Origin of the sequence: Synechococcus sp. M16CYN, assembly GCF_040371545.1 — a bacterium.
In the GTDB taxonomy this organism is placed as follows: Bacteria; Cyanobacteriota; Cyanobacteriia; order PCC-6307; family Cyanobiaceae; genus Parasynechococcus.
This window is the reverse complement of the sequence record NZ_AP029048.1, coordinates 272,771-287,808: the sequence shown is the minus strand read 5'-3', so window position 1 is coordinate 287,808 and position 15,038 is coordinate 272,771. Positions and strand designations below refer to the sequence as shown.

The following is a 15,038-nucleotide window of genomic DNA, read 5'->3' as shown; positions in this document are numbered from 1 at the left end:
ATAATTCTGCGACGACCCCTATCGGAGTAACAAGCGCAGCGTAGTAATGAATTTCACTGTTGCCAAAGATCCTAGACAGATCCTCGTGATCGCTCTTGGCGATCCCGCCGGCATTGGCATGGAAGTGGTATTAAAGGCACTGGCTTCAAGAGATTTACCAAAATCTATGAAACCAATCCTGGTTGGTTGTCGCAGTAGTCTACTGGCAGTCCACAACCGCTTAAAGCAACAGACGTCAGTACCCCTAGCCGATCCACGGCATCTTATTATTGATGACCAACCTCTTCAGATGGGTATCGAATCTGGGGTGCCAAGCACGCACGGTGGAGAAGCTGGATTCCGCTGGCTCACCAGGGCAGTAAAATTGTTACAGGACATCAAAGGACGCGCCCTGGTGACCGCTCCTATTGCTAAGCACCTCTGGTATGCAGCCGGGCACGAATACCCTGGCCAAACGGAACGTTTGGCGGAACTAGCCGGCAGTAACCGCTCGTCCATGTTGTTCACAGCTGTCTCACCTTACACCGGATGGCGACTCAACACACTGTTAGCGACCACCCACATCCCGTTGTATCAGATTCCTCAGGCGTTAACTCCAGAGTTAGTGAATCACAAGCTGACCGTGCTCTTGGATTTCTGTCGACGCTTTCAACCTTGTCCACATCTCGTAATCGCCGGATTGAATCCACATGCAGGGGAATCAGGACGACTGGGGTTTGAGGAGATAAGCTGGCTCACGCCACTTGTCTTGCACTGGAGAAATAGGCATCCAGAGGTTCGATTAGATGGTCCTGTATCTCCAGATACCTGTTGGCTGAGTGCAGCTCGGGCTTGGCAACATAAGAATCAACAGGGACCTGATGGGATCCTTGCGCTTTATCATGACCAAGGCCTGATCCCGGTGAAGTTGATGGCCTTTGATGCTGCTGTCAATGCCACGCTGGAACTGCCATTCCTACGTACTTCACCTGATCACGGCACCGGGTTTGATATAGCAACGCAAGGGACCGCACGCCCGGACAGTATGATTGCCGCAATCCGGGCCGCTTGGGAACTAAGCTTGACTCAAGTGGATTTGACGCGCATTAAGACTTGACCAAACTCAACAGGTGTACCATTCTCCACTAGGATTTCTGTTATTTCTCCACTGACTTCAGATTCAAGTTCGTTCATCAATTTCATGGCTTCCAGGATACACACAGCCTGGCCAACACTGATACGGGTGCCCACTTCCACAAATGATGGTTCACCCGGCGCTGGGGCTCGATAGAACGTCCCGACCATTGGGGCAGTGATCTCTAATAGATCGCTTCGGATGGATGTTGCTACAGGAGGAGGTGAACCTGGTTCTGATGATGTCGCTGGAATCGCAGCCACCACCGGAGTAGGCATAGTTGATGCAGCGGTAGCCTGCCCCGGGATGTTGCGCCGGACCTCTAACCGAAAGTCATCCCCTTCTAACCGGAACTCCTGAATGTCGCTTTCTCCAAGCGCCTGAAGTAATTGGTGAAGTTGTTCATAATCCAGATGCATGGCCATCAGTTTTCACGTCCGAGGTACGAGTCATTACGAGTGTCTACCTTGATCTTTTCACCGGCGGAAAGAAATAAAGGCACCATCACCTGGGCACCAGTTTCCAGCACGGCGGGCTTTGTTCCACCTGTCGCTGTATCTCCCTTGACACCAGGATCAGTTTCCTTAATCTCGAGAACTACCGAATTAGGCAATTCCACTTCTAGAGGACTACCGTTCCAGGAGACGACGTTCACCTCCATGCCTGCTTTGAGATACTTACAGCTATCACCAATCTGAGCCGCCGTGAGCCGCGTTTCCTCATAGGAGGACATGTTCATAAAGACAAAGTCCTCGCCATCCATGTATGTGTGCTGTAGAGACGATTTCTCTAATAAGGCTTGGGGAAGCATTTCGCCAGCACGAAACGTCTTCTCAATTACGTTTCCGTTCTTTACTGATTTGAGCTTGGTGCGTACAAACGCGGATCCCTTGCCGGGCTTTACGTGTAGAAACTCAACCACTCGCCAAACTGCGCCATCGATTTCAATCGAGGTGCCGGTGCGAAAGTCGTTGCTGGAGATCATTCCAACGGAACGGTTTGGAAGATCATACGGCTGTGCCAAAGTCGCTTCATAACTGGCTTTCCCCCCCTTGACCCATCAGCGTTTCAAGGCCGTTTTGGTCGCTTTGATCAGCTTCGTGTTCTTCGACTTAACATCTCCTGCCTGGGCTAGCCTACCTCAAGGCAATGCCGTAAAGGATCCAACGGCAATCCTGCGTGATGCACTGCCCTTCGAACAAGACGACATTCGTCAGTTGCAGCATCGTCTTGAACTCACCAGCGACGATTTACGTGCCAAGCGTTGGAGTGCGCTTGGAAGAACCGTGTCACGCGGTCAGGCTTTGCTTAGTACACGACGCAAGACAATTCTCGACGCTATTCCAGAACCTCTCCGTGAGCAGGCTGATATGAGGCTTTCAGAGGTGGGTTCGGGCTTAGAGCAAATGGCCGCTCGAGTGAAAGCAACCGACAAGCCCGGATTCATCATCGATAGACGAGTCACGCTACATCAAATCGGCGAGGTGGAGAGTTTATTAGTGAAAGACGGATTCGAGCGAATAATTCCCTCCGAGTTCGATTCCCTGCCTCGTCTACAGGGGAGGGCTAAGCTCAAAATCAGTACCACAAAAGGAGAGCTGACCACCGTTGTTGATGGCTACAACGCACCGCTCACTTCGGGTGCTTTTGTAGACCTTGCTCTGAAAGGCTTCTACGACGGCCTTCCTTTCACTAGGGCAGAGGACTTTTACGTCCTTCAAAGTGGTGATCCCGAGGGTCCGGAGATTGGGTACATCGATCCATCCACGAAACAGGAACGCTACATACCCCTCGAAATTCGAATACCTGAAAAAGCTGAGACGCTATATAACGAAACCTTTGAGGACGTGGGATTTTTTAAAGCAACACCGACTCTGCCCTTCGCCACACTTGGGACCTTAGGATGGGCTCACTCGGACAACGCCCTCGATGATGGTTCTTCCCAGTTCTTCATATTTCTTTATGAACCAGAGTTAACACCAGCTGGTCTTAACCTGGTAGATGGTCGCAATGCAGCCTTTGGCTATGTGATCGAAGGCTTTGATGTACTCAAGGAGCTCGGTGTAGACGACAAGATTATAACGGTAACTCTCATCGATGAGATTGGCGGTCAACTCAAATCTCGCGCATGAGTAAAACTTTGGCGGAACTTGGTGAAGCAGAACTATTAAGACGGCTGGCTTACTTTGCTCCTCCAGGGCAACTGATCGACGACAGTGCAACCATTGGATCTGATCCCCGTCCCCTGTTGGTGAATACCGATGTTCTTGTGGATGGCATCCATTTCAGTGACATCAGCACCCAACCCAGTGATGTAGGCTGGCGAGCCGTCGCTGCGAATTTCTCTGACCTCGCTGCTAGTGGAGCCATCAGCATTGATGGCATCACCGTGGCGCTGATTGCACCAGGTCATACCCCCTGGAGCTGGGTGGCCGGTGTCTATGACGGGTTGAAGGCCGCCCTCGATGAGTTTGGTGGGGTGTTGTTGGGAGGGGATTGCTCTAAAGGTTGCCAGCGGTTGTTGTCAGTAACCGCGCTGGGGCGATTGGGACCTCTACGCCTCCACCGCGGCGATGCACAACCGGGAGATATCCTTGTTACAAGCGGGCCCCATGGACTCAGCCGACTGGGACTTGCTCTTCTTCGGAATGATGCGGCACTGCACGGGATCTCTTTACCCAGTGCTTTGCGGATAACGGCGATCAACCAGCATCAGAGGCCAATCCCACGACTCGCAGCTCTCCAGACTTTACTCCGATGCAAACCGGAAGCATTACCGTGGCGTGCTGGCGGAGTAGATAGCAGCGACGGCTTACTAGCTGCCATCCAAGGGCTCTGTACCAGCAGTGGCTGCGGAGCCTCGCTCGTATGGGATCAACTGCCACGTCCAGACGACTGGCCTGCTGGCGAACTTTGGGATCGGTGGTGTCTGGCTGGCGGCGAAGATTTCGAGATTGTGGTTAGCCTACCCCCCACCTGGGCTCAAAGATGGCTAGAAGCCTTGCCTCAAAGTCGTCGCATAGGTCACATCACTGCAGAATCAAACATGATTCGTTGGCAGAAGAATCGGCAAATCGTTTATGTTGCGGGTTTTGATCATTACAAAAATGATCACAGCGAATAACCAACAACCCCCTTTGGGGGGGTTGTCTTCGACCAGTTTAGATTATGTTCACTTCCATTTTCTAGCAACGACCTCAGCGAGATCAACAACACGTTGACTGTAGCCCCATTCATTATCATACCAGGCCAGAATCTTTACAGCTCTGTCCCCCATCGCATAAGTAAGATCGGCGTCGAATATAGTCGATTCGTCGGTACCAGCGTAATCGGTAGACACCAATGGTAGATCGCTGTACTTGATGATTCCCTTCATGCCGTTCTCAGAGGCATTCTTCATCACAGCCTTAACTTCTTCAACGGTGACACCCTGAGAAGTACCGAAGGTCAGATCAACAGCAGAGACGTTAGGAGTTGGAACACGCATGGCAAATCCGGTGAGCTTGCCTTTCACCTCGGGGTAAACGAGAGCAACAGCCTTGGCTGCGCCTGTAGTGGTAGGAACCATGTTTAGTGCGGCAGCACGGGCACGACGCAGATCACGATGGCTATTATCCAGAATCCTTTGGTCACCGGTATAGCTGTGAATGGTCGTCATCAGACCCCACTCCATGCCAAAGCTTTGATCTAAAACTTTGACAATCGGAGCCAGGCAATTGGTGGTGCAACTGGCATTACTAAGAATGTTCCAGTCCTCATAGTGATATTGGTCTTCGTTCACGCCAACGACAAATGTACCCACTCCGTCACCTTTGCCAGGGGCGGTCAAAATCACCTTTTTAGCACCAGCTTGGATGTGCATGCTGGCTTTTTCGTCAGTGTTGAAAACGCCTGTGGATTCAATCACAAGATCCACACCCCAATCTTTCCAAGGACAGTTCAGGGGGTTGCGATCAGCAAAGAATTTAATTTCCTTGCCGTTCACGAACATGGAATCGTCTGTGGTCTTGATGTCCACTGATGGATCCAAGCGACCCAAAATTGAGTCGTAAGTGAGCAGATGTGCACTGGTTGCGGGATCAGATGTGGAATTCATTCCCACGATTTCTAAACCAGTATCCGCTCCCCGGCTGATCCAACCCCGCAAAACATTGCGACCAATTCGGCCGAATCCATTGATTGCAACGCGCAGGGTCATAGAAATAGCGGGAAACCCGTGTAATGGTTTTGGGCGCCGATCATACAGAAGTTGACGGAAATTCTTCGTTCGACCTACAAAATCTCGGTTACTTCGCTCTATCTCCCATAGAACATGGCCGCAAAACCGGACTATCTTTACAATCCTTCGTAGCCGCCGGTTGCCACGTTTACTCGCCCCCAAGACACCAGTTCATTTCATCGGTGTTGGCGGTATTGGGATGTCGGCGCTGGCAAAAATTTTAGTGGATCGTGGCTACCCCGTTAGTGGCTCGGACCCTCAAAACAGCCCTGCGGTTAAGCAGCTACGCAACCGAGGCGTCACCGTATTTTCAGAACAAACGGCTGAAAGCATCAATGCAGTTCTTGCATCTAGAAAGAATCCACCGGTGGTAGTGATCAGCACCGCAATTCCGCATAACAATGCCGAATTGGAACACGCCCGTAACCATCAGCTTGCGATCTGGCATCGCTCGGATCTACTGGCTGCGCTGATCGATCAACAGGCCTCCATCGCTGTAGCAGGGAGCCATGGGAAAACCACTACAAGCACCTTGATTACCACGCTACTTATTGAGGCTGGAGAAGATCCAACCGCTGTGATCGGCGGGGTTGTCCCTTGCCTTGGAAGCAACAGTTACTCTGGCAAAGGTCGCTTATTGGTAGCAGAAGCGGATGAATCTGACGGGTCTCTGGTGAAGTTCAGCCCAAGTCTTGGGGTAATCACCAACCTAGAATTGGATCATACCGACTATTACGATGGGTTAGATGATTTGATTTCGACTTTGCAGCGCTTTGGTCGCGGTTGTAGGCGACTACTCGCAAATCGTGACGACCCGATTCTCCAGGAGCATTTTCAACCAACTGCTTGGTGGTCCAACCAACAGAACGAGAACGTGGCCTTTGCTGCCCTACCTGTGAAAATGAATGGCGATCGGTGCACCGCACTGTTTTACGAAGATGGTCTGGCTGTAGGCGAGTTCAATTTGCCGATGGCTGGTTTACATAATCTGAGTAATGCCACAGCGGCTCTAGCCGCCTGTCGCATGGAGGGTATTCCCTTTATGCGATTGGTGCAGGGTCTTGCTCGACTCCAAGCACCTGGCCGTCGCTTTGACCTCAGGGGGACTTGGAAAGGCAGAAATATCGTTGATGACTATGCCCATCATCCCAGTGAGGTTCGGGCAACTTTGTCAATGGCACAACTGATGGTGAGCAGTGGACAGAGTCCACTTCCCACGCCTCCACAGCGGTTAGTGGCGGTGTTTCAACCGCACCGTTTCAGTCGCATGCAAGAGTTTCTCGATGCTTTTGCCGAGGCGCTGCAGAACTGTGACGCTCTGCTACTGGCCCCAGTTTACGCCGCCGGAGAAAAACCCATTCCAGGCATTTGCAGCAACACACTCGCCAAACGTATTCAAAATTTGCAGCCTGACCTCGAGATCGCTGTTGCTGACGATCTCGATCATCTCACGGATCTAGTAAAGCAACACAGCCGTCAAAAAGATCTCGTACTTGCCATGGGAGCCGGCGACGTCGACAGCCTTTGGGGACGACTCGCTCGATGACGAGGTTGCTGGTTCCTCGGGCAAAGGCTCGCCTAGCCAAATTCACCACCTGGCGCGTCGGTGGACTAGCCGAATGGTTAGCGGAACCTAAGAGCCTCGAAGAAACCATTGCTTGGGTGGAATGGAGTAAAGAGAAAGGTCTTCGCTGCCAAGTGATTGGAGCTGGCTCTAATTTACTCATTCACGATGATGGTTTGTCAGGACTATGCCTTTGCTTACGCAGATTGCAGTGTCTCATTATCGACACCAATAGCGGTATGATTGAGGCGCTTGCTGGTGAACCCATCTCTTCCCTCTCTCGCCGGGCGGCACACGCCGGGCTTCACGGTCTCGAATGGGCCATTGGGATACCTGGGACCGTTGGAGGTGCCACCGTAATGAACGCCGGTGCTCAAGGGGGATGCATAGCAGACCGGTTAGTGTCTGTCCGGGTGATCCCTATACACGGTGGAGACAGTTTTGAACTCCATCACAATGAACTCAGCTTTGCTTACCGGCATAGCCGACTCCAGCAGGAGAATTTAGTGGTGCTATCCGCACGCTTCAAGCTCGAACCCGGTTATGACCCAGAACAAATTGGTCGCAAAACGCATTGCAATCTGAACCATCGTACTAACACACAGCCATATCAACAGCCCAGTTGTGGCAGCGTCTTTCGCAACCCAGAGCCTCAGAAAGCTGGACAGCTCATTGAGACTCTAGGCCTTAAAGGTACCCGCATTGGTGGTGCTGAGATCTCTACGGTGCATGCAAATTTCATTGTCAACGTCGGCGATGCCCAAGCCAACGACATCAACAAACTGATTTATCTGGTGCAAGAACGCGTTGAATCACAACATAATCTTTATCTTCACCCAGAAGTGAAACGATTGGGATTTGCTGCGGCCGTTTAGTCTTTAAATATCATCCAACATCATTATGGCAGGTTTCGGACTTCCAAATTTCGGTCAGCTCACTGAATCCTTCCGCAAAGTGCAACAAATTCAGCAAGATGCTCAAGAACTCCAAAAAGAGTTAGACGACATGAAAATCGAAGGGAAAAATGCTGATGGACGTGCCAGTGTTTGGTTATCAGGAAACCAGCAGCCTTTGAGCGTACGTCTAGATCCAGCATTGATTCACGATGGTGCGCAAGCTTGTGAGTCAGCAATGCTTGAAGCTTTGCAAGCTGCTTACACACAATCTATTACAACGATGAAATGCCGTATGGAAGAAATCACAGGCGGACTTAATCTTAATCTTCCTGGAATGGGCAACTAAAATTTTTTTAAGCAACTAAAACTCTGCTATATCAAAGAATTCAGAAAAATTTAGACTTAGAGCAAATAATTAAGTAAACAGAACTAACGAAAAGTCTTGGATTCTAATAACATTAGGCAAGAATATTATAAGATTAAACTAGATAAATAATAGCTAAATATTATGATGTTACTGTTTTTTCAGTGATAATTAGCTATATATTTAATAAAATTAATTTATCAAATCTTTAATCTGTACAAAACTTTTAGTAATTATTAATAATAAATAAAGCAACAGTTGTTTTATTTAAATTTCTACTAAGTTACACACGGGACTAATAAAAACTTAAAATAAAATTTAATTATATCAAATCTGACAAGCTATATAATTATTGCTATCTTTAATTAAAAGTAGAAATGCTAACTTATTTAAACAAACAACCTCGTTTTGATAGGGTTAAAATATTAAAATAATGATTAATTCATAATTATAGCACTTATGTTTAACAAAGTTTTAATGCTGTTTCAAACATTTCTACTTCTTAATACCTAAACTAATAAAGTTGACAACTAAAATTTAATAGTGGTTAAATTTATTGAAAAAAATAATATCAAAGTCTTGAATATCCTAATTTATATTTATCAATAATAGAATAATGAGAACTTATTTGCATCTTATTATCTATCAATTAGCGATATGCATATTGAATGGAACATTATATTAAACACATGTTATCAAAATAATGGTTTTTAGTTTTCTTGATAACTAATTTAATTAGCTATAATTATCTAATTTCATATAAGTTTTATGAAACTTAATTAACACTATAATACTATAATAAATAAAATTAATAGAGTAAATATTTACTATTCACGTTATAGGTTTAATGGTTTATCTTTAATGCTAATTAAGAGCCTGATTAGTAATCAGTATAAATAGTTGTATTTCCTATACTATGAATAAATTTATACCATAAAATTTATTTATAGTATTATTGTATATTTAAAACCTAATTCAAACTTTTTAAAAAATTACAAGTGAATATCAAGTAATTTTTTATAAGAATTTAAATAACTATTACACTAAATAGTATTTATTCATGTATATAAATTATAACTTTGTAATTATGAAACATGAATTTAAGGATTATTAAATTAACTTCTAAATGCTTAGGAACAAAATTTATATAAAAATTAAAGATAGATTAAATATCTAATCATATTATTTATAGCTAGTAAGTTTCTTTACTTGATTAAACTCAGTAATATAAAAATTATATCGTTCCCAATCACGATCTACACCGCAACCAGGTTCTTTCTGATGCGAGCAATTGCGAAAACGACAAGGCCACGGATCTAATTGACACCGGAGTTCTGGAAATAAAGACGCTACTTCTATCAAGCCATCTATCGCATTTGAACTATGAAATCCAGGAGTATCTGCAACTAATGTTTGTTTGCCTAATGGGAACAATTCTACATGTCGTGTTGTATGTTGTCCGCGCTGTAGTCGTTTAGAAATAGTACCGACCCGTAAAGATAAGTACGGCAAAAGATTGTTAAGGAGACTGCTTTTTCCGACACCTGAAGGGCCGTAGAGAACAGCAAGAGTGCTTCTCTGTAAGCGTTGTTTCAATATCTCTATTCCAAAACCAGTTTTGCTAGATACAAGCAGAGTTTCATAGCCCCACGCACGCAAGCGCCCGCAAAGACGGGTCAACGCATCCTCGGAAATAAGATCGACTTTAGTGAGGACTAATTGTATATCCAAACCAGTGCGTTCCGCTGCTAATAAAAAGCGACTGGCCTGATCAGGATCAAAAGTCGGCTGATCGACCGCTAAAACAACGACCACCAGCGAGGCATTTGCCACCGATGGATGAGTCAACCAACTCTTACGAGGCGAAACATCAACCACCACAGCTCTAGCTTGCTTGGGATCAATGGCTTCTACGTGAACTCGATCCCCTACATGTACGTCCATACCGCGATGGCTCAGACGAGACCGGCGAGTGCAAAGCAGCCGTTTTGGATACCCTTTAGGAACTGTATTAAGCTCCACTTCCAGGTAGTTTGCTTGCAGCGCCACGACGATGCCAGCGCCATTAACCACCACAAATCACCCGCAAATGTATCCAGGCTGAATGATTAACAGACATCACTACCTGGTGGCCTGCACTCCTTAAACCACTCATGACCATATCCTCCGGTTCACCTCGGTCTAAAATAACTTCAAGGCAGTCACCCTCGATCATTGTCTCCAGAGTGAGCTTGCAGCGGATATAGTTCAATGGACAAGGTGTTCCTCTTAAATCGAGAGAACGGTAGTCCATCATTTCTGACCAAACAAGCGAGCGAATAACCCGCTGTTGTGATGATGATGCTGCTGGCCTCGAGCAGAATGGTGACCTGCCAGCTGTTCCAACAAGCTACGCTCAGAGTAAGTCACTTGTTTGGGGAGTTCCACAGTTATGGTGATGCGCTGATCGCCACGAGCCACAGGATTACCCAATTTGGGAATTCCCTGATTTACCAGAGTTAGAACCGTGGCCGGCTGGGTGCCCGCAGGGATTTCTAGTTCTTTTTTACCTTCAACGGTCTCCACCTCAATTGTATCTCCGAGGATTGCCTGAAGATAGCTGACCTTTACTTCAGAGATAAGGTTGAGGCCATCGCGATGTAAACGTGGATGGGGTTTGACCGTGAGAAACACATAAAGATCGCCGGACAGGCCACCCCGAGGACCCGCATTACCCTCACCGGAAACCCGCAAGCGTGTGCCCGTGTCAACACCCGCTGGGATATTGATGCGTAGTTTTTTGCGCACTTGGTGAACACCCTGCCCTCCGCAGGATCCACAGGGATCCGCAACAACCTGGCCGCTACCGTCGCAGTTGGGGCACTCCGCGACCTGCGTGAAGCTACCAAACGGAGTCCGTGTCGCGCGTCGCACCTGGCCCACACCACCACAGGTGCTGCAACTTGTCGGACCGCTGCCCTGCCTGGCACCGCTACCCCCACAGGTATCACACGTCTCTAAATGAGGGATTTTGATTTCCTGTTCTTGTCCGAAAATAGCTTGTTCAAACTCAATAGTTAGATCATATCGAAGGTCGTCACCTTGCTGAGGCCCCCGACGCCTCTGCCGTCCACCCGCTGTACCAGAACCACCGAATCCCTGGAAAAAAGTTTCGAACAGGTCAGCGAACCCACCCATATCGTTCATATCCGGAACACCAGCGGCACCCCCTAACCCGGCTTCACCAAATTTGTCGTAGCGGGCTCGGGTTTGAGGATCGCTAAGAACTTCATAGGCACGCCCAATCTCCTTAAATTTGTCCTCGGCGCCTGACTCCTTGTTGACATCTGGGTGGTATCGACGGGCCATTCGCCGGTAGGCACGCTTCAAAGAATCCGCGTCCGCATCCTGACTTACACCAAGAAGATCGTAGTAGTTAGCCATCAGGCATCCCCCGCCTGGGGCTGTTCCTTAGTGTCTTCGGAGACAGCCGTAGTACCGGGCCCCATCGAAACCTTCACCATTGCGTGACGCAGCACCCTGCCATCGCAGTGATAACCACGTTGCAGCTCCTCACAGACAATACCTTCGGCGTGCTCCTCACTTTCTTCACGAAGTACTGCTTCATGCAGGTTCGGGTCGAACTCTTTACCGACAACCTCCATACGTGCAACACCTTGCTGCTTAAGAACATCCACAAGTTGTTTATAGAGGCCCTGATAGCTACGGTGCAACGCCTGAGCTTCTTCCCCCTCAGGATTCAACTGTTGACGAGCACGCTCAAAGTTATCCACCACCGGCAGAATTTCGGTAAGAGTTGAACAGATGAGTTGCTGGCGCATGTCGCTCTGGTCACGCGTCTGGCGCTTGCGGAAATTATCGAAATCCGCTGCGATGCGGACATATTGAGCTTGAACCGTCCCGTGTTCTTGTTTCAATAAACTCAGTTCCTGCTCGAGCTGCTGCAAGCGATTTGCAGAATCATTCTCTTCTGTCAAACCTGTCTCAGCAACTCGATCATTGGCGGCACCAGCGGCATCGACGTTTGAAGCCGTAAGAACGTCACTCGATTCGGCGTTCTGGTTCTGTACTGAAGCTGGGTTGATATCCTGCGTAGGAGTTGCCTTAGCGACTGGGTCATTGATGGTACTGCCAACATCGACGTTTGAAGCCGTAAGAACGTCGCTCGATTCGGCGTTCTGGTTCTGCGCTGAGGTGGAGGCGTCGCCGCTCATGCTGAACGCTTAGGGATTGACATATAGACATGTTGAAGGAAAGAGCCCAACTCCCACAAGCTGCGGAAGCCCGCACCTCGCTCTCTGATCGATGATCCTGACTTAGCCGTTTTCGATTTAAATAAAATTTTCAGCTACTCTGTGACTATTGGAATAGTTGCTTTCCATAAATATCACTCTCTGGAATATAAATGAATGATTCAGGCCTTGGTCCATAGAGTTGTTTCGTCAGAGCCATATCATGCTTAACAAATCAAGTGTGGCGCGCGCGCCGCTACGGGGAAGATCGTTAAACAGACTGCACAAGGGTCAACTGCTCTGTCTGCGTGAATAGAAGGTCACCAGCTCATAAAGGTGCAAACGAGCATTCGTCACACTGCAACGTTCGCTATTGCCGTCCGCATCTTCGGTAACGGCGTGGGGCGCTTTGCGAAATCAGTGCCTTTTGCATGTATTTTCCGCGTTAATAGTTGCGACTATGAATCAGCATGGCTACCATCCTACCCGTCATGATCAGACCTTACTGCTGCCTTGAAGCGCAAGGCAATTCCATTGTTGCAGTACCGCTTTCCCGTTGGTCGAGGTCCATCATTGAATACATGACCCTGATGACCACCACAACGACGACAATGATATTCCGTGCGGGGAACAATTAATTTGAAATCTATTCTCGTTGCAATTCTTTGCTCGAGCGGTTGCCAAAAACTGGGCCAGCCGGTGCCGCTATCAAACTTGGTTAATGAAGAGAACAAAGACAAATCACAACCCGCACAGTGGTAAGTACCCTCGCGCTTCTCATCGTTAAGTAGGCTGGTAAACGGCCGTTCCGTGCCTTCGTTGCGAAGTACATCAAAAGCTTGAGAAGACAGGCGTTTACGCCAAGTCTCATCAGTGAGATCCCACTGTGGATCATTGGCTTTAGAAGCTGCCAACACTGCTTCCGACCGCCAAAAACCACTGAAAACACTGACTATTGTTGCCAACAGCAACGAACGACGGGAGACAACAATCGGGTTGAGGGTCATTGATCAGCCCTTAAAGAGAAATCCCAGTGGTTCTGAATTGATTCATGAACAAAGTTGGACAAGGCGACACCATTGCTGCCTACCGTTTCAGTGTGGCACCAATGCTCGATTGTACAGACCGCCACTTCCGCGTACTAATGCGACAGATTAGTAGCAGAGCATTGCTTTATTCGGAGATGGTGGTCGCCCAGGCCTTGCATCACACCGACAACCGTAGCAGGCTACTGGATTTTGATGATATTGAAAAGCCAATCGCTCTTCAGGTTGGCGGAAACGATCCTACCTTACTTGCTGATGCCGCTCGGCTTGCTCAGGACTGGGGTTACGATGAAATCAACCTGAATGTAGGCTGCCCTAGCCAGAGGGTGCAGACAGGTAACTTTGGCGCTTGCTTGATGGCCAAACCCGAACTGGTGGCCCGTTGCGTTGAGGCGATGGTCAAAGCTGGTTCGCTACCGGTCACTGTGAAACACCGTATCGGTATCGACAATCTCGATAGCGACAATCTACTCACTGCATTTGTTGACCAAGTAGCTGCAGCCGGTGCCCACAGATTCACGATTCATGCTCGCAAAGCTTGGTTAAAAGGTCTTAATCCTAGACTGAACCGAACTGTTCCTCCACTTCAGTACAACCGCATTATTGCTCTAAAACAACGACGCCCTCATTTAGTGATCGAGCTCAACGGTGGTCTTAATACACCAGATGACTGCTTATCAGCCCTCAAAGGATGCGATGGTGCAATGGTCGGTCGAGCTGTGTACAACCACCCCATGCGTTGGGTCGATGTCGATCATCTGATTTTTGGAGAGGCACCGCGACGGATCCTGGTTTCAAATGTAGTTGAGAGATTGGTTCCCCACGCCTCATTGCATTTGCAACGAGGCGGGCGACTTTGGGATTTATGTCGACACCTTGTCAATCTTGTCAAAGGTGTTCGAGACGCACGTCGCTGGCGCCGTGAATTAAGCAAACGAACTCAGGACAAAAGAGCTGATCTCAACATCCTGGAAGAGGCCAAACGGCAACTGGAAGACGTCGGCCTCTAAACGAAGGAAGAAGGCAGCGCGAGGTATCAACCTTCGTCTCCGTCGTGGTTAGAGAATTCGTCGCTACCGCCACCAGAGGAACGACGACGACGGATACGTCCTTCGTCGTAAGCGTTGCCCTGGGAAGTAACGTCATTGCGAGTGCCGTAACTGCGATCTTTCCAACCACGAGCGCCGGAAGGGCGATCGCCACTGCCGCTATAGCCACTGCCGCTATAGCCACTGCCGCTATAGCCACTGCCGCTATAGCCACCGCCGCTATAGCCACCGCTATAGCCACCGCCGCTATAGCCACCGCCCCGACGCGGTGCACTGCCGCGGGGTTCGGCTTTGTTGATTCGAAGCGGACGCCCCATCAACTCAGCCCCCTGTAGGCCTTCAATGGCAGCCTCTTCAGTTGTTTCATCAGACATTTCAATAAAAGCGAAGCCACGCTTGCGGCCCGTATCACGCTCAAGGGGAAGGGCACAGCTCACGACTTCACCAAACTGTGCAAACAGTTCAGTCACATCCTCCTGCTCAGCGCGGAAGGGAAGGTTGCCAACAAAAATGCTCACGTTCTGCGTGGACCGGGTACGAAAAAATGGACTGAA

At 48.7% G+C, this 15,038-nt stretch carries 17 protein-coding genes; 7 read left to right on the top strand and 10 right to left on the bottom strand.

Annotation, left to right across the window (positions count from 1 at the left end):
* Positions 1–46: 46 nt before the first annotated feature.
* Positions 47–1,096, top strand: coding sequence for a 4-hydroxythreonine-4-phosphate dehydrogenase PdxA (pdxA, locus tag ABWV55_RS01285; protein WP_353291959.1), 1,050 nt, complete (start codon positions 47–49; stop codon positions 1,094–1,096).
* Here pdxA and accB read toward each other — a convergent pair.
* Both accB and efp read right to left on the bottom strand, forming a co-directional pair.
* Entirely contained in the window at positions 1,066–1,539 is a 474-nt protein-coding gene (gene accB / locus ABWV55_RS01280) for an acetyl-CoA carboxylase biotin carboxyl carrier protein (RefSeq protein WP_353291958.1), read from the bottom strand. The genes pdxA and accB overlap by 31 nt on opposite strands.
* Positions 1,539–2,099 carry an elongation factor P gene (gene efp / locus ABWV55_RS01275; protein ID WP_353292793.1) on the bottom strand — a complete coding sequence of 187 codons (561 nt, stop codon included), beginning with the start codon at positions 2,097–2,099 and terminating at the stop codon, positions 1,539–1,541. Before efp ends, accB begins: the two co-directional genes overlap by 1 nt.
* Before the next feature lie 67 nt (positions 2,100–2,166).
* On the opposite strand from efp, the gene ABWV55_RS01270 reads away from it, so the two are divergent.
* Positions 2,167–3,246: a peptidylprolyl isomerase gene (locus ABWV55_RS01270; protein ID WP_353291957.1), complete on the top strand. Its 1,080-nt coding sequence runs from the start codon at positions 2,167–2,169 to the stop codon at positions 3,244–3,246.
* Complete coding sequence (thiL, locus tag ABWV55_RS01265; protein ID WP_353291956.1) at positions 3,243–4,238, top strand: thiamine-phosphate kinase; 996 nt, start codon at positions 3,243–3,245, stop codon at positions 4,236–4,238. Before ABWV55_RS01270 ends, thiL begins: the two co-directional genes overlap by 4 nt.
* Positions 4,239–4,286: 48 nt before the next feature.
* Here the strand turns inward: thiL and gap are convergent, their stop codons facing one another.
* Positions 4,287–5,312 (bottom strand): type I glyceraldehyde-3-phosphate dehydrogenase, encoded by a 1,026-nt coding sequence (gene gap, locus ABWV55_RS01260; RefSeq protein WP_353292792.1) that lies wholly within the window; start codon positions 5,310–5,312, stop codon positions 4,287–4,289.
* 160 nt (positions 5,313–5,472) lie between these two features.
* Between gap and murC the strand changes: the two genes are divergently transcribed.
* From murC to ABWV55_RS01245, 3 genes are read left to right on the top strand one after another with little or no spacing between them, the layout of a single operon-like run.
* On the top strand, positions 5,473–6,879 hold the full coding sequence (murC, locus tag ABWV55_RS01255) for a UDP-N-acetylmuramate--L-alanine ligase (RefSeq protein ID WP_353291955.1): 1,407 nt from the start codon (positions 5,473–5,475) through the stop codon (positions 6,877–6,879).
* A complete protein-coding gene (murB, locus tag ABWV55_RS01250) occupies positions 6,876–7,772 on the top strand; it encodes a UDP-N-acetylmuramate dehydrogenase (protein WP_353291954.1) in 897 nt (298 codons plus the stop codon). Before murC ends, murB begins: the two co-directional genes overlap by 4 nt.
* A 25-nt stretch (positions 7,773–7,797) precedes the next feature.
* Positions 7,798–8,139, top strand: a complete 342-nt coding sequence (locus ABWV55_RS01245) for a YbaB/EbfC family nucleoid-associated protein (protein ID WP_353291953.1) — start codon at positions 7,798–7,800, stop codon at positions 8,137–8,139.
* 1,200 nt (positions 8,140–9,339) lie between these two features.
* Here the strand turns inward: ABWV55_RS01245 and rsgA are convergent.
* The 6 genes from rsgA to msrB form a co-directional block, all read right to left on the bottom strand.
* The gene (rsgA, locus tag ABWV55_RS01240; protein WP_353291952.1) at positions 9,340–10,233 is read right to left on the bottom strand and encodes a ribosome small subunit-dependent GTPase A; all 894 of its coding nucleotides are present in this window, start codon (positions 10,231–10,233) and stop codon (positions 9,340–9,342) included.
* Positions 10,223–10,453, bottom strand: a complete 231-nt coding sequence (locus tag ABWV55_RS01235; RefSeq protein WP_353291951.1) for a sulfurtransferase TusA family protein — start codon at positions 10,451–10,453, stop codon at positions 10,223–10,225. The genes rsgA and ABWV55_RS01235 overlap by 11 nt, the downstream gene beginning before the upstream one ends.
* Positions 10,450–11,580, bottom strand: coding sequence for a molecular chaperone DnaJ (gene dnaJ, locus ABWV55_RS01230; protein ID WP_353291950.1), 1,131 nt, complete (start codon positions 11,578–11,580; stop codon positions 10,450–10,452). Before dnaJ ends, ABWV55_RS01235 begins: the two co-directional genes overlap by 4 nt.
* Complete coding sequence (gene grpE / locus ABWV55_RS01225) at positions 11,580–12,281, bottom strand: nucleotide exchange factor GrpE (protein WP_353292791.1); 702 nt, start codon at positions 12,279–12,281, stop codon at positions 11,580–11,582. The genes dnaJ and grpE overlap by 1 nt, the downstream gene beginning before the upstream one ends.
* A complete protein-coding gene (locus tag ABWV55_RS01220; protein WP_353291949.1) occupies positions 12,274–12,447 on the bottom strand; it encodes a hypothetical protein in 174 nt (57 codons plus the stop codon). The genes grpE and ABWV55_RS01220 overlap by 8 nt, the downstream gene beginning before the upstream one ends.
* A gap of 424 nt (positions 12,448–12,871) precedes the next feature.
* Positions 12,872–13,396: a peptide-methionine (R)-S-oxide reductase MsrB gene (msrB, locus tag ABWV55_RS01215; RefSeq protein WP_353291948.1), complete on the bottom strand. Its 525-nt coding sequence runs from the start codon at positions 13,394–13,396 to the stop codon at positions 12,872–12,874.
* 44 nt (positions 13,397–13,440) lie between these two features.
* Between msrB and dusA the strand changes: the two genes are divergently transcribed.
* A complete protein-coding gene (gene dusA, locus ABWV55_RS01210) occupies positions 13,441–14,445 on the top strand; it encodes a tRNA dihydrouridine(20/20a) synthase DusA (protein ID WP_353291947.1) in 1,005 nt (334 codons plus the stop codon).
* A gap of 26 nt (positions 14,446–14,471) precedes the next feature.
* On the opposite strand, the gene ABWV55_RS01205 is transcribed toward dusA, so the two are convergent.
* Positions 14,472–15,002: an RNA-binding protein gene (locus ABWV55_RS01205; protein ID WP_353292790.1), complete on the bottom strand. Its 531-nt coding sequence runs from the start codon at positions 15,000–15,002 to the stop codon at positions 14,472–14,474.
* Positions 15,003–15,038 lie beyond the last annotated feature (36 nt).